Origin of the sequence: Geodermatophilus sp. CPCC 205506 (genome assembly GCF_051383635.1) — a bacterium.
GTDB lineage: Bacteria > Actinomycetota > Actinomycetes > Mycobacteriales > Geodermatophilaceae > Geodermatophilus.
In genome coordinates this window covers 73,701-91,226 of record NZ_JALPKP010000003.1, presented here as the reverse complement: position 1 = coordinate 91,226, position 17,526 = coordinate 73,701, and the positions used below count along the sequence as shown (strand labels likewise).

Here is a 17,526-nt window from a genome sequence, read left to right as displayed (position 1 = left end):
CCTCACCCGAGGGCGCCGGCCCCGAGCGCGTAGGCGTCGAGCGCGCTGAGCGCGGCGACCAGCGCGACGGCGTCGTCGTAGCGCCGGCCGTGGTCCTCGGCCGTCCACACCGCCCCGACGGCGGCGCTCACCAGGCCCCAGTCGCGGACCCGCGCGGCCGGCACGCCCAGGCCCTCGGCGAGCAGGGCCACCCGACGGGCCAGCAGGTCCGGCAGCCCGGGGACCGACGCCCACGGCCGCACCGGGTTGTGCAGCGCCGTGCCGGCGTCCAGCGCGGGCTCGCCCCAGACGCCGTGCGGGTCGATCGCCACCCAGCCGTCCCCGTCGCGGAGCACGTTGGCCGAGTGCAGGTCCCCGTGGGACAGCACCGGCGGCGCCGCGGTGGCCAGCAGCCCCTCGAGGACGTCGGCGGCGGCGCCGGTGACCGTCGCCGGCACGAGCGGGTGACCGGCGCGCAGCAGCGGCACCCGCCGGCGGCTGTCCGGGACGCCCTCGGGCCGGGCCGCGCCGCTGTCGTGCAGCCGGCGGGCGACCGCTGCCAGCACCGGGAGGGCCTGCTCGTCGGGCAGGGTGCACAGGTCGCTGCCCGGGACGGCGGCCCGCACCAGCAGAGCCGCCGTCCCGCCGTCGTCCGGCTCGTACGCCAGCACCCGCACCGCGCCGTGACCGCGCCAGGCGCCGAGGACGGCCGCCTCCTCCGCGAGGTCCCCGGCCAGGCCCAGCTTGAGGACGACGGCGACCCCGTCGGCCCGCACCGCCGGCGCCACCCAGTGGTAGGTGGCCGGGTACGGCGGACCGACCGTCACCTCCCACCGGCGCGCCGCACCGCGTCGGGCAGCCCGGCACACCAGTTCCGTCCGGCGTCGCCGTGCAGGTCGCCCATCGCCGCGACCAGCGCGGGAGGGACGACGGGGTTCATCCCGCCAGGCGCTCGACCGCGGCGGCGATCCGCTCGTCGGTGGCGGTGAGGGCCAGGCGCACGTGCCGGACGCCCGCGGGGCCGTAGAACGACCCCGGGGCGGCGACGATGCCCAGGCCGGCCAGCCAGTCGATCGTCGTCCAGCAGTCCTCGTCGCGGGTGACCCAGAGGTAGAGCCCGGCCTCGGAGTGGTCGATGCGGGCGCCGGCCCGGCGCACCGCGGCGGCCAGCTTGTCGCGCCGGGCGCGGTAGCGCTCCCGCTGCACGTCGATGTGCGCGTCGTCGGCCAGCCCGGCGGTCATCGCCACCTGCACCGGGCCCGGCACCAGCAGGCCGACGTGGCGGCGCACCTCCCAGACCTGGCGGACCAGCTCCGGGTCACCCGAGAGCAGCCCGGCCCGGTAGCCGGCGGCGGTGGACTGCTTGGACAGCGAGTGCACGGCCAGCAGGCCGCTGTGGTCCTCCCCGGCGACCTCCGGGTGCAGGATCGACCGCGGCGTCACGTCCCAGCCGAGGGTCACGTAGCACTCGTCGGCGACGACCGGGATGCCGTGCGCCCGGCCCCACGCCACCCAGCGCCGCAGCTGGTCGTCGGTGAGCACGCGGCCGTGCGGGTTGCCCGGCGAGTTGAGCCAGGCGAGCACGATGCCGGTGGCGTCGTCCGGCGGGGTGTCGGTGCGGCGCACCTTGAGCCCGGCCAGCACCGCCCCGACCTCGTAGGTGGGGTAGGCGACCTCGGGGAGGACGACGCTCCCGCCGCCGCGCAGGCCCAGCAGCGTGGGCAGCAGCGCGACCAGTTCCTTGGAGCCCACGGTCGGGATGACCGAGGGGTCGGTGCCGAGCGGGTCCGCCACGTGCACGCCCAGCCGTCGCTGCAGCCAGCCGGCCGCGGCGGTGCGCAGCTCGGCGGTGCCGAGGGCGGTCGGGTACCCCGGTGCGTTGCCCGCACCGGCGAGGGCGTCGGCGAGCACCTCAGGGGTGTCGTCGACCGGCGTCCCGATGGAGAGGTCGACCACGCCGCCCGCGTGCCGGGCCGCCTTCGCCCGCGCCGCGGTCAGGGAGTCCCAGGGGAAGTCGGGCAGCCGGCCGGCCGCCGTCCCCGCGACGGTGGTCGTCAGTGCCCTTCCGCCTGCGGCGGCAGAGCAGCGACCAGCGGGTGGTCCTTGCCGATCTTGCCGGTCTTCGCCGCACCGCCGGGGCTGCCGAGGTCGGAGAAGAACTCCACGTTGGCGTTGTAGAAGTCCTTCCACTTGTCCGGGACGTCGTCCTCGTAGTAGATGGCCTCCACGGGGCACACCGGCTCACAGGCACCGCAGTCGACGCACTCGTCGGGATGGATGTAGAGCATCCGGTCGCCCTCGTAGATGCAGTCCACCGGACACTCGTCGATGCACGCCTTGTCGAGGACGTCGACGCAGGCCTGGGTGATGACGTAGGTCACGGTGGATCCCTCCCGGGGACGCGCAGGCTCGGGCTCTGGCCGGGGCCAGGCCGGTTGTTCCGGTGCTCAGTATGGCGCGTCGCGCTGGTCGTGGGTGCGACGGGTCGGCGCGGGGACCCGCGCGGGTGAGGACGGGGGGCACCGGCGCAGGATCGCGGCATGGGACAGAGCCGCTCACCCCTGGACGTCGCGGGCCTGGAGCGGATCGCCGCGCGGGGGTGGCGCGGCACCGAGGAGGCGGCGCTCGGCGACTGGCTGCTGCGCGCCGGCGGGGGCTTCACCGGGCGGGCCAACTCCGTGCTCGTCGTCGGCGATCCCGGCCTGCCCCTGGCGGACGCCGTCGACGCCGTCGCCACCTGGTACCGCGACCGGGACCTGCGGCCCTGCGCCCAGCTGCCCGGCCGCCAGGCCCGGGCCGCCGACGCCGCCCTCGCCGCCGCCGGCTGGGACCGCGACGAGGACGTCCTGGTGCTCACCGCACCGCTGACCCCTCCGCCGGACGGCGGCGTCCCCGTCGCGCTCGCCCCCGAGCCGGACGACGCCTGGCTGGCCGGCTACCACCACCGCGGCCGCCCGCTGCCGCCCACCGCCCGCGCGGTGCTGACCAACGCCGACGACGTCGTCTTCGCCTCCGTGCGCCTCGACCCCGGACCGGCGCCGCTGGCCGCCGTCGCCCGCGGCGTGGTCACCGGGGACTGGCTGGGCGTCACCGCGGTGACCGTCGCCGAGGAGCACCGCCGGAGGGGCCTGGCCACCGCCGTCATGGCGGCGCTGCAGCGCTGGGCCGCCGAGCGCGGAGCCGCGTGGGTGTACCTGCAGGTCACGTCGTCCAACGCGCCCGCCCGCGCGTTCTACCGCAGCGCCGGGTTCATCGAGCACCACCGCTACCACTACCGGTACGCCCCCGGCTGACCGGCGGCGCGGCCATCGCCTTGCCGACGGCGAAGGCCGCGGCGACCACACCGCAGAGCAGGAACGCCAGGTTGACGAAGCCGGCGACGCCGCCGCCGGTGATGAGCAGGTCCCCCTCGGGACGGCGGATGCTGCCCGCCACCGCGACGACGAGCCAGACCAGCGCCGGCAGCGCCGCGGCGACCCGCGACCCGGTGAGCCGGGCGGCCAGCGACACCAGCAGCAGGTTGCCGGCGACGGCGGCCACGACCGACACCGGCACGAGCACGCCCAGCACGCGCAGCGGCAGCCAGAACACCTCGACCAGCGCCAGCTCCACCGCGATCACCACGACCAGCAGCCCCGCCCCGGCACGCGCCCAGGGGCTCCGGCTCATCCGGTCAGACCGGCGAACAGGTCGTCCTCCCAGCCGTTGGGGGCCCCGCCGGCGGGTCCGCGCTGGCCGCGCACGAGGCGGTAGTACTCGACGCCCATGACCTCGAGGCCGAGGTTGTTGGACAGGGCGAAGAACGGGCCGTCGACGGTGATCTGGGTGGCGTGCGCCCGCATGGCGGCGTCCTTGCGCCCGGCCTGCGGCCGGCCGTCCACCGCGGCGGTGACCAGCTCGTCGGGGACGGCGAACGGCACCTCCTCGATGTCGCCGAGCGAGTCGAACGGGGACTCCTCCCCCAGCGCGGCCATCGCCGCGATGCCCTCGCGCAGCACCGAGCGCGGCATGCAGCACCAGTAGACCTTGGCGACGTCCCACGCCGGGCCGAGGTCCGGGCGGTACCCCGGGTCGGCGGCGGCCTCGACGGCGCCCATGGCGACGCGGTGGGCCTGGATGTGGTCGGGGTGGCCGTAACCGCCGTGCTCGTCGTAGGTGACGACCACCTGCGGCCGCACCTCCCGGACGACGGCGACGGCGTGCGCGACCGCCTCGTCGAGGTCGGCGTTCCAGAAGGCGCGGGGCCGGTCGTTGGCCGGCGTCCCCATCATCCCGGAGTCCCGGTAGCGGCCCGGCCCGCCGAGGAACCGCCAGTCGCTGACGCCCAGGGCCGCCATGGCCGCCTGCAGCTCGCCGATCCGGTACCCGCCCAGCTGGTCGGCGTGGTCGACGGCCAGCAGCTCGAGGTCGGGGACCAGGACCTCGCCCTCCTCTCCCAGCGTGCAGGTGAGCAGGGTGACCGCGACCCCCTCGTCGACGTAGCGCGCCATCGTCGCGCCGTTGTTGATCGTCTCGTCGTCCGGGTGGGCGTGCACCAGCAGCAGCCGTCGTTCAGCGGTCACGGGGGACATTGTCGCGGGTGCCGCGGCCGGGCCGGCGACGCGCCTCCTACTCCACGTCGACCGGGACCACCGCGCGGGCCTCGGCGAAGTGGCAGGCCGACGGGTGGCCCTGGCCGCGGTCGACCAGCGCCGGGACCTCCTCGGCGCAGACGTCCTGGGCTTTCCAGCAGCGGGTGCGGAACCGGCAGCCCGACGGCGGGTTGGCCGGGCTCGGCACGTCCCCCTGCAGCAGGATCCGGTCCTTCTGCCCGCGCAGCGCCGGCTCGTGCAGGGGCACCGACGACAGCAGCGCCTGGGTGTAGGGGTGCGACGGGGCGGTGTAGACCTCGACGTCGGTGCCCTCCTCCACGATCCTGCCCAGGTACATCACCGCCACGCGGTCGGAGATGTGCCGAACCACGGACAGGTCGTGCGCGATGAAGAGGTAGGAGAGGCCGAACTCGTCCTGCAGGTCCTCCAGCAGGTTGACCACCTGTGCCTGCACCGAGACGTCGAGGGCGGACACCGGCTCGTCGCAGACGATGACCTCGGGGCGCAGGGCGAGGGCGCGGGCGATGCCGATGCGCTGCCGCTGGCCGCCGGAGAACTGGTGCGGGTAGCGGTTGACGTAGTCGGGGTTGAGGCCGACGCGGTCCAGCAGCTCCTGGGTGCGCTGCAGGCGGCCCTTCTTCGGCGCGACGTCGGCGTGCACCGACCAGCCCTCGGCGACGATGTCCCCGACGGTCATCCGCGGGTTCAGCGACGCGTAGGGGTCCTGGAAGATGATCTGGACCTCGCGCCGGTAGTCCTTGAGTGCCCGGCCGGACATCCTGGCGAGGTCCTTGCCCTTGAACAGGATCTGGCCGTCGGTGGGCTTCTCCAGCGCGACGAGCAGCTTGGACACCGTCGACTTGCCGCAGCCGGACTCGCCGACCAGGCCGACGGTCTCGCCGCGGCGCAACGTCAGGTCGACGCCGTCCACCGCCTGGACGTGGCCGACCGTCCGCTTGAAGACGACGCCCTGGGTGAGCGGGAAGTGCTTCTTGAGACCCCGGATCTCGAGCAGGGTCTCGCCGAGGGCGCCGCGCAGCGACGAGGCGGACGAGGTCGGGAGATCAGACACCCAGCAACTCCTCGCTGTAGTGGCAGGCCGCCTCGCGGCCCGGGAGGACCAGCCGCAGCGGGGGGACGTCGGTGGCGCACTCGCGGCCCGGGGCGGCGGCCGCCCCCAGCCGGCGACGCGAGCAGCGTGGGTGGAACGAGCACCCGGACGGGATCGCCGCCAGGTTCGGTGGCTGGCCGGCGATCGGCTGCAGCCGGCCACCCTTGGCCTCCACCTGGGGCACCGAGCTCATGAGCCCGTCGGTGTAGGGGTGGGCGGCGTTGGTGAAGACGTCGTCCACCGTGCCGCGCTCGACGATCTTCCCCGCGTACATGACCACCACGTTGTCGGCCACCTCGTTGACCACGCCGAGGTCGTGCGTGATGAGGATGAGGCCCATCCCCGTCTCCCGCTGCAGGTCCTTGAGCAGGTCCATGACCTGCGCCTGCACGGTGACGTCGAGCGCGGTCGTCGGCTCGTCCGCGATGAGGACCCGCGGGTCGAGGGCGATCGCCATCGCGATCATGACCCGCTGCCGCATGCCGCCGGAGAACTGGTGCGGGTAGTCGTTGACCCGGGACCGGGCCGCCGGGATCCGCACCCGGTCCATCAGCTCGATGGCCTTCTGCTTGGCCTCCTTGCGGGAGGCGCCGCGGTGCGCGCGGAACATCTCGCCGATCTGGAAGCCGACGCTGTACACGGGGTTCAGCGACGACAGGGCGTCCTGGAAGATCATCGAGATGCCGGGGCCGCGGACCTTGCGCTGCTCCTCCTCCGACATCTCGAGGATGTTGCGGCCCGCGAAGTGGATTCCGCCGCCGCTGATGACCGCCGGCGGGGTGTCGAGGATCCCCATGATCGCCTGCGCCGAGACCGACTTGCCGGAGCCCGACTCGCCGAGGATCGCCAACGTCTCGCCCTCGGCGAGGCGGTAGCTCACCCCGTTGACGGCGTTGACCACACCGCTGCGGGTGCGGAACTCGACGTGCAGGTCGTCGACCTCGAGGACGGTCGGACCGGCGCCGGGGGCGACGAGGGGGGCGGAGGGGCCGGGTCGGGTCATGCGCGCTGCCTCGGGTCGAGTGCGTCCCGCAGGGCGTCGCCCATCATGACGAACGCCATCACGGTCAGGGTCAGGATCACGCTGGGGAAGAGCACGAGGTGCGGCGCCGAGCGCAGCAGCGACTGGCCGGCCTCGATCTGCAGCCCCCAGGAGATCGCCGGCCGCTGGAGACCGACGCCCAGGTAGGTCAGGGTCGCCTCGGCGGCGATGAGGACACCGATGGTGATCGTCGTGTAGACCAGGACCGGCGCGACGGCGTTGGGCAGGATGTGCCGCAGCAGGATCCGCCGGTTGGAGGCCCCCATGGCGCGGGCCGAGGCCACGTAGTCGGAGCTCTTCACCGCGATCACCTGTGAGCGGACCAGCCGCATCGCGGTCATCCAGCTGAACGCGGCCAGGGCGATGGCCACGGCGACGACGCCGCGGCCCAGGGTGCCGCTGCGGAGCACGACCAGCGCGCCGAGGATCAGCGGCAGGCCGTAGAAGATGTCGGCGATCCGGGAGAGGACGCCGTCGGTGACCCCGCCGAAGAAGCCGGAGACGGCGCCGGCGAGCACGCCGAGCAGCAGGATGACCGTCACCGCGAGCAAGCCGATGATCAGCGAGTTGCGGGCCCCGGACACCACGTTCGCCAGGTAGTCGCAGCCCTGCTGGTCGTAGCCGAACCAGTGGTCCGCCGACGGCGGCTCGGCCGAGTTGGCCAGGTCGCAGGCGCGCGGGTCGGCACCCCGGGTGAACGCCCGCGGGAACACCGCCATCACCAGGAAGACGACGCCGAGCACCGCCCCGATCCAGAACAGCGGGTTGCGCCGCAGGTCGCGCCAGGCGTCGCTCCACAGGCTGTTCTGCCGGGCACTGGTCACGTCGACGGAGGGCGAGGCCAGACCGGTGGTGGTGCCGGCCTCCACCTCGTCGTGCCGGAGGTCGGCCAGCTGCTGGTCGGACCGGCGACTGGGCTCAGTCATAGCGGATCCTCGGGTCGAGGACGGCGTAGAGCACGTCCACCACCAGGTTGAAGAAGATGAAGAAGAAGACCAGCAGGGTGACGATGCCGACGACCACCGCCCCCTCCTGGGAGCGGATGGCGTCGAAGACCTCGCGGCCGACGCCGGGGAGGTTGAAGACCGACTCGGTGACGATGGCCCCGCCCAGCAGGGTTCCGATGTCGGCCCCGATGAAGGTCACCACCGGGATGAGGCTGTTGCGGAGGGTGTGCCGGACCACGACCGTGCGCCGGGGCAGCCCCTTCGCCCTCGCCGTCCGCACGTAGTCGGCCCGCATGTTCTCCGCGAGGCTCGTCCGGGTGAGCCGGGCGACGTAGGCCAGCGACCCCGCGGCCAGGACCAGGCCGGGGAGCACGTAGCTGTACCAGCCCTCGCGGGTGCCGGCGATGGGGAACCACCCCAGCTCCAGGCCGAACAGCAGCTGGGCGACGAAGGCCAGGACCAGGATCGGGACCGAGACGACCAGCGTGGTCGAGACGAGCACCAGGTTGTCGAAGTAGCTGTTCCGGCGGAGACCGGCGAGCACGCCGGCGATGATGCCGATGACGACCTCGAACACGACGGCGACGACGGTCAGCCGCACCGTGACCGGCAGCGTGCGCTCGATGGTGTCCGCGACCGGCCGGCCGCGGAAGTCGGTGCCCAGGTCGCCCTGGAGGAGGTTCTTCAGGTACTCCCAGTACTGGACCCACAGCGGGTCGTCGAGGTTGAACCGCTGGGTGAGTTCCTCGACCACCGCGGGGCTGAGCGGCCGGTCACCGCCGAGGGCGCGGATCGGATCCCCGGGGAGGGCGTAGACGAGCGCGAAGATCAGGAATGAGGCGCCGAGCAGGACCGGGATGGTCAGCAGAAGACGGCGCGCTACGTAGCGGCCCATGTCCCCCCTCGGGTCGGCGTGGCGCCGGGACGACCCGGCGGCACGGAGTCCATCGTGCCCGGAACGGGATCCGCGCGCCGCCGGGGGCGACCGTCCTCGCGGACGGGCGCCCCCGGCGGGTGGTGCGGGCCCTCAGGGGTCAGTTGACGGTGACCTCGGAGAGCACGACCCGCTGGAACAGGTCCAGCCGGACGTTGGCGACGTTCTCCGTGTGCACCGACTGGATCTCGGTGAAGAACATCGGGACCATCGGCATGTCCTCGGCGATGATGTCCTCCGCCGCCTGGTAGGACTCGATCGCCGCCGCCTCGTCCGACGCCTGGTCACCCTGCGCGATGGCCTGGTTGACCTGCGGGTTGTCGTAGAAGCTGTAGTTCGACCCGATGGGCGGGAAGGACGCGGCCGTGAACAGCGGGGTCAGGTAACCCTCCGCGGCCGGGTAGTCGAAGCTCCACGCGTAGCGGTACGGGCCGGTGAAGCCCTTCTGCTCGCCGAGCGGCAGGTACTCGGCGAAGTCCAGCTGGCCCTGCAGCGTGAACTCCACGTCGAGGTTCTGCCGGAGCTGGTTGCCGACCGCCTCCATCCAGGCGTCGTGCCCGGAGCCGGAGTTGAACCACAGGTTGACCGGCTGGCTGCGGTCGAAGCCCGCCTCGTCGAGCAGCTGGTTGGCCCGCTCGACGTCCAGGATGCAGTAGGTGCACGAGCCGGACCGGTAGCCGTCGAGGACCGGCGGGATGAAGGAGTCCGCCGGCGCGCGGGTACCGGCGAAGATGGCCTCGGAGATCGCCTCGCGGTCGACGGCCATCGAGAGGGCCTGCCGCACCCGCGGGTCGGAGAACCGCGGGTCGTAGGTCGGCATGCCGAGGTAGGTGATCTGCGAGGACTCGGTCTCGATGAACCGGTCGCCGAACTCCTGCTCCGCGCTCTCGATGACGTCCGGCGGGATGACGTCGACGATGTCGACGTTGCCGTCCTGGGCGTCGGTGTAGGCGGTGTCCTGCTCCGCGTAGATGACGAACTCCACGCCACCGGACTGCGCGGCGTCCTCGCCGGCGTAGTCGTCGTACCGGGTCAGGGTGATGCCCTCGCCGGGGACGAAGTCGCCATCGGCCTGGAACGGCCCGTTGCCGATCGGGCGGTTGCCGAAGGCCTCCGGGTCCTCGAAGAACGCGTCCGGCAACGGGTAGAACGAGTTGTAGCCCACGACCGCCGGGAACAGCGCGAAGGGCGCGCTCAGCTGCACGGTGAAGGTGCGCTCGTCGACGACCGTCAACCCGCTCAGCTCGGTCGCGGCGCCGTCCTGCAGCTCCTGGAACCCGGCGATGCGGGACAGGTAGGAGCCGCCGTCCTGGGCGTTCGCCGGGTTGGCGGTGTAGTTCCAGGCGTCGACGAAGGACTCGGCGTCGACCGCCGTCCCGTCGTGGAAGGTCCAGCCGTCCTTGAGCGTGATGGTCCAGTTGACGTTGTCGTCGGACTCGATCGACTCCGCGACGCCGGAGAAGTCGATCTCGCCCTCCGGCGTGAACTTCACGAGGCCGGTCCACAGGGCGTTGACGATGCGGTCGCCGTTCTGCTCGGTGGTGTTGCCGGGGACCGGCGGGTTCTCGGGCTCGCCGGTGTAGATGCTGAAGGTGCCGGCACCGTCGCTGGCGCCACCCTCCCCCTCGTCGTCACCGCCGCCACAGGCGGACAAGACCATCAGACCGGCGAGGCCGGTCGAGATGAGCGCAGCAGAGTGCTTGCTCAACTTCACGTGCAATGCCTCCCTCGTCCCGCGGTGCGGGGGGAATGGACGGGTTCTCCCAGCTGCCCGGCGCCATGGGCCGGACGGCTGGTGGACCTGCGGACAGGTACCGGAGTCTCGTCGGTACGACGGGGGACGTTAGGCGCGCGCCGCGAGGAGCGTCCACGACCGTCACCGACTTGTGACCTCGGCTCAGGATCCCACAGGGTGGACTCCTCCTCGCGGCCAGCCGACCGGTCAGGAGCCGTACGGGTTGCGGCGCAGACCCTGTTCGGCCGCAAGTGTTGCGGCAGGGTGTCGGGTCAGCCCCGCCGGGGTACGTCTCCCACCCGAACCGAGCGAGAGGAGTCCCGGCATGAGCGGCATGGACAAGATGAAGAACAAGGCCGAGGAACTGTCCGGGAAGGGCAAGGAGGCGGTCGGCAACGCGACCGACGACCCGGACCTGCGCGCCGAGGGCAAGGCCGACCAGGCGTCGGGCAACCTCAAGCAGGCCGGCGAGAAGGTCAAGGACGTCTTCAAGTAACCACAGCCCCGGACGCACGGCCGACGGGCGCCGCGCCACCCGGCCGGCGCCCGCCGCCGGCCCCGGCGGTTTCCGCGGAAACCGCCGGTCCGGCTCAGCCGACCCGGGCCGTCACACCCAGCGCCTCGGCGATCCGACGGACGACGGCCTCCAGGTCGCGCAGGTCCGCCGCCGACAGACGGATGACGCGCCATCCCGCAGCGACCAGCCGCTCGTACCGGCGGTCGTCGCGTCGGATCTGCAGCTCGTCGAAGTGGTGTTCGCCCTCGTACTCGACGACCAGCCGGGCCTCCGGCCACGCGAGGTCGACCTTGCCCAGGAAGTCCCCGTCCTCGACGACGACGTACTGCGGGACCGGGGCGGGCAGTCCCGCTTGAGCACAGGCCACCCGCACCCACGACTCCGGCGGTGACTCACTGCGTCCGTCGACGTGGTCGACAGCGCGCTGGACTCGCCGGAGCCCCCATCGGCCGGTGCTCCGGTCGATCAGGCCGAGCAACTGTTCCGTGGTCACCTGACCGCTGCGCACCATCGCATCCAGGACGCCAACGGCTGTCGGCACCGTCTCCAGCACCGCGAGGTCCCAGGCGGTCCTCAACGGGGACGTGACCGGCAGATCGTCCACGCCGCGACCGATGTCCTCGGTCTCGAGGTCGGTCCGGTGCACCCGGACGCCTCTGGGGCCTGCCCACTTGAGCGGAGCGGGCAGGACGACGGTGACCGGGTCGCCGTAGGACGGCGCCGGCGCACCCAGGACCGCCGCCGCGGACCTCCCACCCAGTGCCGCTCCCGCTGGCATGAGCAGCGCGGCCGCCCGGCAGCGCAGCAGGTGGTCCCGCGGGAGGGACGGGTCGGCATAGACGCCGTGGAGCACGCGGACGTACGGCCCCTCTCGCAGCTGTCTCTGGGAGAGCGCTCCCTCCCCGACGGCGTGGGACCCGAGGAACACACCGTGCAGGCCCAGCGATCGCAGCAGCATCCGCGGATGCTCGCCGACCTGATGGCGTGCTCGGGGAGTTGTCCACAGGCCGCCGTCCGCCCCGGAGATTTCCGCGGAAACCGCCGGGGGTCGTGCCGTCGCTTTCCGCGGAAACCGACGGAGGCGAGTCAGAGGCGGGTGAGGAGGGAGCGGACGGCGGGGAGGAGGGGGCGGTCGGCGGGGATCCAGTCCAGCGCGTCCAGCTCGTCGGCGGGCAGCCACCGCAGCTCGGCGTGCTCGAGCGCGGTCAGCTCCGCCCCGTCGACGATCCGCGCCCACCACACCCGCAGCGTCGAGGCGCCGGGCAGCCCGCCGGCCACGACGCCGTCCAGCACGACCTCCCCGAGGAACGCCTGCGGGGCGACGACGACGCCGAGCTCCTCCCCGATCTCGCGCACGAGGGCGGTCAGGTCGTCCTCCCCCGGCTCGACCTTGCCGCCGGGGAACTCCCAGCAGCCGTCGTACGGCCCACCCGACCGCTGCGCCACGAGCACGCGGTCGCCGTCGACCATCGCGGCGCCGACCACCTGGACGACGTCGAGCGCGCGCCGGGCCGCCGCCGCGGAGTAGGCGTCCAGGTGCGCCCGCATGGCCCGCAGGATGCGGCGGCGCAGCAGGCGGTCGAGCACCCGGTCCAGCGGGGCCGGCAGCGAGGTCGACCAGTCCACCTGCTCGTCGACGAGGGTGCCGGCGCCGGTGGGGGTGAACCGGCGGGAGTGGGTCAGCCAGCGCCAGCCGCGACCGGGCCCGACCGCATAGACGTCCCGCGCCGGCCGCACCGACACGACCTCCTCCAGCGGCACCGGCCACGGCCGGCCGAGGGCGCGCGCGACGTCGAACGCCACCGTCAGCGGCGCCTCGACCAGCGTGGTGAAACGCAGCTGGGACACCCGATCAGGGTCCCAGACCGGGTCCGCCGGCCCATCCCACGGCAGGATGACCCCCGTGCGCATCACTGCCCGGGTCGACTACGCCGTCCGCGCCGCCGTCGAGCTCGCGGCCGCGGCGCCCGGCGCGCTCACCTGCGACCGCATCGCGACCGCGCAGGGCATCCCCTCGCGCTTCCTCCAGTCGATCCTCGGCGACCTGCAGCACGCCCGGCTGGTGACCAGCCAGCGCGGCCGGGAGGGCGGCTACCGGCTGGCGCTCCCGCCGGAGGAGGTCTCGATCGCCCGGGTCATGCGGATCGAGCAGGGCTTCCTCGCCGAGGTGCACGGGGAGCGCCCGGAGGACGTCGAGTACCCGGGTGCCGCCGCCCCGCTGGCCGACGTCTGGGTGGCCGCGCGGGAGGCCTACCGGCGGGTGCTGGAGGAGGTCACCCTCGCCGACGTGGCTGCGGGCAAGCTGCCGGCCGCCGTCGCGGAGCTGACCGCGCTCGAGGAGGCCTGGCGCTCCTTCGGCGACGAACCGTCGCGCTGAGGGGCGGGTGGCGGGCGGCCGGACGGCCTGGGCGAGACTGGCGGGCATGGCAGGCACGCAGCGGCAGGGCGTCACCGTGTTCCTCACGGGGCTGTCCGGTGCCGGGAAGTCCACGATCGCCGACGCCCTGGTGGCGTCCCTGGAGGACGACGGCCGGCCGGTCACCGTCCTGGACGGCGACGTGGTGCGCACCCACCTCTCCAGCGAGCTCTCGTTCTCCCGCGAGGACCGCGACCTCAACATCCGCCGCATCGGCTTCGTCGCCGGCGAGGTGGTCAAGCACGGCGGAACGGTCGTCGTCGCGGCGATCGCCCCCTATGAGAACGCCCGCGAGGAGGCCCGCGCGCTGGTCGAACGGCACGGCCGCTTCGTGCTGGTCCACCTGTCGACCCCGATCGAGGTCTGCGAGCGCCGCGACGTCAAGGGCCTGTACGCCCGGGCCCGCGCCGGGGAGATCCCCGGCTTCACCGGCATCGACGACCCGTACGAGCCGCCGGTCCGCGCCGAGCTGGTCATCGACACCTCGGTGACGCCGCTCGCGGAGTCCGTGGCCCGCATCCGGGAGGCGATGGACGGGCGGCCGGCGTCCGTCGCGTGACGCCGCCCGGCCACCCCGAGAGAAGGTCCCGGCGGGCACGGTCGGAGTTCCACTCGGCGGCCCTGGCCACGTGTGGGACGATGGAGGGCGTGACCGATCGCGGGCAGTTCCTCGTCGCGCGCCGTCACATCGATCTGGCGCTGGTCAGCAGCGCGGTCTGTCGCCCCGCGCGCTGACCCCCGGTTCCCCCGCGCAGCTCCGCTGCGCCCTCCGATCTGGCAGCGCCCACTCCGTCCCGGTATGGCGCCGGACGGGCGGCGCAGAAGGAAGTGCCCTCGTGACTCCCTCTACCGGCTCCGGCCCGACCCGGACCAGCAACCGGCCCCAGCGCGGCCAGGGCCAGTGGGCACTGGGCTACCGTGAGCCGCTCAACCCCAACGAGCGGATGAAGAAGGACGCCGACGGCCTCACGGTCCGCCAGCGGATCCTCGACATCTACTCGAAGACCGGCTTCGACGGCATCGACCCCAGCGACCTGCGCGGCCGGATGCGCTGGATGGGCCTCTACACCCAGCGCGCCCAGGGCATCCCCGGCGGGAAGACCGCCGTCCTCGAGCCGGAGGAGCTCGAGGACTCCTACTTCATGCTGCGCGTGCGCATCGACGGCGGCGCGCTGACCAGCGACCAGCTCCGGACGATCGCCGGCATCAGCACGGAGTTCGGCCGCGACGTCGCCGACGTGACCGACCGGCAGAACGTGCAGCTGCACTGGATCCGCATCGAGGACGTCCCCGAGATCTGGCGGCGGCTCGAGGCCGTCGGGCTGTCGACGACGGAGGCGTGCGGCGACACCCCGCGCGTCATGCTCAACTGCCCGCTGGCCGGCCTCCTCGAGGAGGAGGTCGTCGACGCGACCGACGTGCTCGCGAAGACGGTCGCCAAGTACGTCGGCAGCCCGGAGTTCAGCAACCTGCCGCGCAAGTGGAAGACGTCCATGTCGGGGTGCGCCGACCACTGCACGAACCACGAGATCAACGACGTCTCCTTCGTCGGCGTCCTCGACGACTACGGCCAGGCCGGCTACGACCTCTGGGTGGGCGGCGGGCTGTCCACCAACCCGAAGCTGGCCGAGCGGATCGGCGTCTTCGTCCGGCCCGACCAGGTCACCGACGTGTGGGCCGCGGTCACCTCGATCTTCCGTGACTACGGCTACCGCCGGCAGCGCAACCACGCGCGGATGAAGTTCCTCATGGCCGACTGGGGCCCGGAGAAGTTCCGCCAGGTGCTGGAGGACGAGTACCTCCACCACGAGCTGCCCGACGGCCCGGCGCCGGAGCCGGCCCGGCACGACCAGCGCGACCACGTCGGCGTCATGAAGCAGAAGGACGGCGCCAACGCGCTCGGGTTCGCGCTGCGCACCGGCCGGATCAGCGGCACGCTGCTGACCCGGGTCGCCGACCTGGCCGACGAGTACGGCCGGGGCCGGATCCGTGCCACCGCGCAGCAGAAGCTGGTCGTCCTCGACGTCCCCGACGAGCGGGTGGAGGGCCTGATCTCGGCGTTGGACCACCTCGACCTGCAGGTCCGGCCGAGTGCGTTCCGCCGCGGCACGATGGCGTGCACCGGCCTGGAGTTCTGCAAGCTGGCCATCGTCGAGACCAAGCAGCACGCCCAGGAGCTCTACGGCGAGCTGGAGAAGCGGCTGCCGGACTTCGACGAGTCCATCACGATCAACGTCAACGGCTGCCCGAACAGCTGCGCCCGGTTCCAGACGGCCGACATCGGCTTCAAGGGGTCGATGGTGCGCGACGACAGCGGCGAGATGGTCGAGGGCTTCCAGGTGCACCTGGGCGGGCACCTGGGGATCGAGGCCGCCTTCGGGCGCAAGTTCCGCGGGCACAAGGTGACCAAGGCGGAGACCGCGGACTACTGCGAGCGGGTGCTGCGCGGCTACCTGGACCGCCGGGCGCCCGGTGAGACCTTCGCCTCGTACGTCGCCCGCGCCGAGGAAGCCTGGCTGCTCTGACATGGACGACGAGCCGACGGCGGGAAGGGTCCGGCAGCTCCCGGTGTTCTGCTGCCCGTACTGCGGGGACGAGGAACTGACCCCGCACGGGGACGGGGGCGAGTGGCACTGCGCCGCCTGCCTGCGGACCTTCGCCGTCCGGTTGACCGGAACAGGAGTGCAGCACCCATGACGACCGCCGTACGTGCCACGCCAGAACTCGCCGCCGAGGCCGACGCCCTGTTCGAGGGCATCGCCGACCCGGTCGAGCAGGCGCTCGCCGTGCTGGCGTGGGCCGGGGACACCTTCGGGGACGAGTTCGCCGTCACGTCGTCCATGGCCGACGGGCTGCTCGCCCACCTGGCCTCCCGGGCGGTGCCCGGGGTGAACGTCGTCTTCCTCGACACCGGGTACCACTTCGCCGAGACGATCGGCACCCGCGACTGGGTCAGCGCGGTCATGCCGATCACGCTGGTCGACGTGAAGCCGCCGCAGACGGTCGCCGAGCAGGACGCCCAGTACGGCCCGCGGCTGCACGAGCGCGACCCCGACCTGTGCTGCTCGCTGCGCAAGGTCACGCCGCTGGCGAAGGCGCTGGCCGGCTACGTGGCCTGGGGTTCGGGCGTGCGCCGGGACGAGTCGCCGACCCGCGCCGGCACCCGGCTGGTCGACTGGGACGACAAGCGCGGCATGGTGAAGGTCAACCCGCTCGCCGCGTGGACGCAGGACGACGTCGACGCCTACATCACCGAGCACCAGGTGCCGGTCAACCCGCTGCAGGAGATCGGCTACGCGTCCATCGGCTGTGCGCCCTGCACGCGGCCGGTGGCCCCGGGCGAGGACCCGCGCGCGGGCCGTTGGGCGGGCATCGGCAAGACCGAGTGCGGCCTGCACGTCTGACGAAGGACCCCGTTCCACCCCACGATCGAAGGACCCCGTCCTCCTCACCCTTCGCGAGCTCAGGGCGAGCCTCGGGACGGGGCCGCGCCGCGGCACCCTGGAACGCGGCCGTTCGAGGCGGCAGACTCACCGCCGTGGCCCCGCCTCCCCGCCTGTCCCCCGACGAGATCGCCGCCGCCCTGTCCGGGCTGCCGCTGTGGTCGGGGGACGGCGAGGGACTGCACCGCAGCGTCGAGACCGCGGGCTTCCCGGACGCCGTCGCCGCGATCGTCCGCATCGGGTTCGTGGCCGAGGAGCTGGACCACCACCCCGACGTCGACCTGCGCTGGCGCACGCTGCACCTCACGCTGGCGACCCACTCCGCGGGCGGGGTCACCGAACTGGACCTGCAGCTCGCCCGCCGGATCGACGAGCTCCTGCCCGGCTGACCCTCACCCCGGCAGGGGACAGAACAGGTCGATGCGGTACCCGTCGGGGTCGGCCACGGTCGCGTAGCGCTGGCCCCAGGGGGCGTCGAAGGGCTCGTCCACGACGGTCCGCCCGGCCGCCGACACCCGGCCGACCGCGTCGTCCACCTCGGCGGGCGAGCCGAACAGCAGCGCGAAGGCGGCGGTGTTCCCCGGCCGCGGGGGTTCGCCGTGCAGGCCCTCGAGGAGGGTGGCGGTGTCGATCATGAGGCGGATGCCGGCCTCGGCCTCCACGTGCGCCGAGTCCGGCTCGAGCGGCGGGAAGCGGAAACCGAGCAGCTCGTAGAAGGCGACGGCGCGGGGCAGGTCGGTGGCGCTCACGGCCACGGCGGCGATCTCCATGCCGCAGGCCTGCACCCGGCCTCCGACAGCACGGCGCCGT

General features: G+C 73.2%; 20 protein-coding genes. 7 read left to right on the top strand and 13 right to left on the bottom strand.

Features of this window, described 5'->3' with window-relative positions:
* Positions 1 to 2: 2 nt before the first annotated feature.
* The 3 genes from MY520_RS02750 to fdxA all read right to left on the bottom strand — a co-directional run bounded on the left by MY520_RS02750 (position 3) and on the right by fdxA (position 2,360).
* Positions 3 to 806, bottom strand: a complete 804-nt coding sequence (locus MY520_RS02750) for an aminoglycoside phosphotransferase family protein (protein WP_436689841.1) — start codon at positions 804 to 806, stop codon at positions 3 to 5.
* Positions 807 to 915: 109 nt separating this feature from the next.
* A complete protein-coding gene (dapC, locus tag MY520_RS02745) occupies positions 916 to 2,001 on the bottom strand; it encodes a succinyldiaminopimelate transaminase (protein WP_436690008.1) in 1,086 nt (361 codons plus the stop codon).
* Between the two features lie 32 nt (positions 2,002 to 2,033).
* A complete protein-coding gene (fdxA, locus tag MY520_RS02740) occupies positions 2,034 to 2,360 on the bottom strand; it encodes a ferredoxin (RefSeq protein WP_436689840.1) in 327 nt (108 codons plus the stop codon).
* A gap of 159 nt (positions 2,361 to 2,519) precedes the next feature.
* On the opposite strand from fdxA, the gene MY520_RS02735 reads away from it, so the two are divergent.
* Positions 2,520 to 3,272 (top strand): GNAT family N-acetyltransferase, encoded by a 753-nt coding sequence (locus tag MY520_RS02735; protein ID WP_436689838.1) that lies wholly within the window; start codon positions 2,520 to 2,522, stop codon positions 3,270 to 3,272.
* Here the strand turns inward: MY520_RS02735 and MY520_RS02730 are convergent.
* The 7 genes from MY520_RS02730 to MY520_RS02700 all read right to left on the bottom strand — a co-directional run bounded on the left by MY520_RS02730 (position 3,229) and on the right by MY520_RS02700 (position 10,319).
* Positions 3,229 to 3,648 carry a hypothetical protein gene (locus MY520_RS02730; protein WP_436689836.1) on the bottom strand — a complete coding sequence of 140 codons (420 nt, stop codon included), beginning with the start codon at positions 3,646 to 3,648 and terminating at the stop codon, positions 3,229 to 3,231. The genes MY520_RS02735 and MY520_RS02730 overlap by 44 nt on opposite strands.
* A complete protein-coding gene (gene mshB, locus MY520_RS02725; protein ID WP_436689834.1) occupies positions 3,645 to 4,550 on the bottom strand; it encodes an N-acetyl-1-D-myo-inositol-2-amino-2-deoxy-alpha-D-glucopyranoside deacetylase in 906 nt (301 codons plus the stop codon). Before mshB ends, MY520_RS02730 begins: the two co-directional genes overlap by 4 nt.
* 37 nt (positions 4,551 to 4,587) lie before the next feature.
* The gene (locus MY520_RS02720; protein ID WP_436689832.1) at positions 4,588 to 5,643 is read right to left on the bottom strand and encodes an ABC transporter ATP-binding protein; all 1,056 of its coding nucleotides are present in this window, start codon (positions 5,641 to 5,643) and stop codon (positions 4,588 to 4,590) included.
* Positions 5,636 to 6,685: an ABC transporter ATP-binding protein gene (locus MY520_RS02715; protein ID WP_436689830.1), complete on the bottom strand. Its 1,050-nt coding sequence runs from the start codon at positions 6,683 to 6,685 to the stop codon at positions 5,636 to 5,638. The genes MY520_RS02720 and MY520_RS02715 overlap by 8 nt, the downstream gene beginning before the upstream one ends.
* Positions 6,682 to 7,650, bottom strand: coding sequence for an ABC transporter permease (locus MY520_RS02710; protein WP_436689828.1), 969 nt, complete (start codon positions 7,648 to 7,650; stop codon positions 6,682 to 6,684). Before MY520_RS02710 ends, MY520_RS02715 begins: the two co-directional genes overlap by 4 nt.
* Positions 7,643 to 8,566 carry an ABC transporter permease gene (locus tag MY520_RS02705; RefSeq protein WP_436689826.1) on the bottom strand — a complete coding sequence of 308 codons (924 nt, stop codon included), beginning with the start codon at positions 8,564 to 8,566 and terminating at the stop codon, positions 7,643 to 7,645. Before MY520_RS02705 ends, MY520_RS02710 begins: the two co-directional genes overlap by 8 nt.
* A gap of 139 nt (positions 8,567 to 8,705) precedes the next feature.
* Complete coding sequence (locus tag MY520_RS02700; protein ID WP_436689824.1) at positions 8,706 to 10,319, bottom strand: peptide ABC transporter substrate-binding protein; 1,614 nt, start codon at positions 10,317 to 10,319, stop codon at positions 8,706 to 8,708.
* A gap of 346 nt (positions 10,320 to 10,665) precedes the next feature.
* Between MY520_RS02700 and MY520_RS02695 the strand changes: the two genes are divergently transcribed.
* A complete protein-coding gene (locus MY520_RS02695; protein WP_436689822.1) occupies positions 10,666 to 10,836 on the top strand; it encodes a CsbD family protein in 171 nt (56 codons plus the stop codon).
* A gap of 94 nt (positions 10,837 to 10,930) precedes the next feature.
* On the opposite strand, the gene MY520_RS02690 is transcribed toward MY520_RS02695, so the two are convergent.
* Positions 10,931 to 11,815: a DUF559 domain-containing protein gene (locus MY520_RS02690; RefSeq protein ID WP_436689820.1), complete on the bottom strand. Its 885-nt coding sequence runs from the start codon at positions 11,813 to 11,815 to the stop codon at positions 10,931 to 10,933.
* 128 nt (positions 11,816 to 11,943) lie between these two features.
* Positions 11,944 to 12,705: a (deoxy)nucleoside triphosphate pyrophosphohydrolase gene (locus MY520_RS02685; protein WP_436689818.1), complete on the bottom strand. Its 762-nt coding sequence runs from the start codon at positions 12,703 to 12,705 to the stop codon at positions 11,944 to 11,946.
* Between the two features lie 46 nt (positions 12,706 to 12,751).
* Between MY520_RS02685 and MY520_RS02680 the strand changes: the two genes are divergently transcribed.
* From MY520_RS02680 to MY520_RS02660, 5 genes are all read left to right on the top strand, one after another.
* Complete coding sequence (locus tag MY520_RS02680) at positions 12,752 to 13,234, top strand: RrF2 family transcriptional regulator (protein ID WP_436689816.1); 483 nt, start codon at positions 12,752 to 12,754, stop codon at positions 13,232 to 13,234.
* Between the two features lie 46 nt (positions 13,235 to 13,280).
* A complete protein-coding gene (cysC, locus tag MY520_RS02675; RefSeq protein WP_436689814.1) occupies positions 13,281 to 13,832 on the top strand; it encodes an adenylyl-sulfate kinase in 552 nt (183 codons plus the stop codon).
* A gap of 277 nt (positions 13,833 to 14,109) precedes the next feature.
* Positions 14,110 to 15,798: a nitrite/sulfite reductase gene (locus MY520_RS02670; protein WP_436689812.1), complete on the top strand. Its 1,689-nt coding sequence runs from the start codon at positions 14,110 to 14,112 to the stop codon at positions 15,796 to 15,798.
* Positions 15,799 to 15,966: 168 nt separating this feature from the next.
* Complete coding sequence (locus tag MY520_RS02665) at positions 15,967 to 16,677, top strand: phosphoadenylyl-sulfate reductase (protein ID WP_436689810.1); 711 nt, start codon at positions 15,967 to 15,969, stop codon at positions 16,675 to 16,677.
* Positions 16,678 to 16,811: 134 nt separating this feature from the next.
* Positions 16,812 to 17,105 carry a 4a-hydroxytetrahydrobiopterin dehydratase gene (locus MY520_RS02660; protein WP_436689808.1) on the top strand — a complete coding sequence of 98 codons (294 nt, stop codon included), beginning with the start codon at positions 16,812 to 16,814 and terminating at the stop codon, positions 17,103 to 17,105.
* A 3-nt stretch (positions 17,106 to 17,108) separates the two neighbouring features.
* Here the strand turns inward: MY520_RS02660 and MY520_RS02655 are convergent, their stop codons facing one another.
* Positions 17,109 to 17,486: a VOC family protein gene (locus tag MY520_RS02655; RefSeq protein WP_436689806.1), complete on the bottom strand. Its 378-nt coding sequence runs from the start codon at positions 17,484 to 17,486 to the stop codon at positions 17,109 to 17,111.
* Positions 17,487 to 17,526 lie beyond the last annotated feature (40 nt).

What these genes read in the sequence shown, in the direction of transcription:
- cysC (WP_436689814.1), top strand. Translation starts at nt 13,281, where the DNA reads ATGGCAGGCACGCAGCGGCAGGGCGTCACCGTGTTCCTCACGGGGCTG.
- MY520_RS02715 (WP_436689830.1), bottom strand. Translation starts at nt 6,685, where the DNA reads ATGACCCGACCCGGCCCCTCCGCCCCCCTCGTCGCCCCCGGCGCCGGT.
- MY520_RS02730 (WP_436689836.1), bottom strand. Translation starts at nt 3,648, where the DNA reads ATGAGCCGGAGCCCCTGGGCGCGTGCCGGGGCGGGGCTGCTGGTCGTG.
- MY520_RS02690 (WP_436689820.1), bottom strand. Translation starts at nt 11,815, where the DNA reads ATGCTGCTGCGATCGCTGGGCCTGCACGGTGTGTTCCTCGGGTCCCAC.
- MY520_RS02665 (WP_436689810.1), top strand. Translation starts at nt 15,967, where the DNA reads ATGACGACCGCCGTACGTGCCACGCCAGAACTCGCCGCCGAGGCCGAC.
- MY520_RS02680 (WP_436689816.1), top strand. Translation starts at nt 12,752, where the DNA reads ATGACCCCCGTGCGCATCACTGCCCGGGTCGACTACGCCGTCCGCGCC.
- MY520_RS02710 (WP_436689828.1), bottom strand. Translation starts at nt 7,650, where the DNA reads ATGACTGAGCCCAGTCGCCGGTCCGACCAGCAGCTGGCCGACCTCCGG.
- MY520_RS02705 (WP_436689826.1), bottom strand. Translation starts at nt 8,566, where the DNA reads ATGGGCCGCTACGTAGCGCGCCGTCTTCTGCTGACCATCCCGGTCCTG.
- MY520_RS02655 (WP_436689806.1), bottom strand. Translation starts at nt 17,486, where the DNA reads ATGGAGATCGCCGCCGTGGCCGTGAGCGCCACCGACCTGCCCCGCGCC.
- MY520_RS02735 (WP_436689838.1), top strand. Translation starts at nt 2,520, where the DNA reads ATGGGACAGAGCCGCTCACCCCTGGACGTCGCGGGCCTGGAGCGGATC.
- MY520_RS02695 (WP_436689822.1), top strand. Translation starts at nt 10,666, where the DNA reads ATGAGCGGCATGGACAAGATGAAGAACAAGGCCGAGGAACTGTCCGGG.
- mshB (WP_436689834.1), bottom strand. Translation starts at nt 4,550, where the DNA reads ATGTCCCCCGTGACCGCTGAACGACGGCTGCTGCTGGTGCACGCCCAC.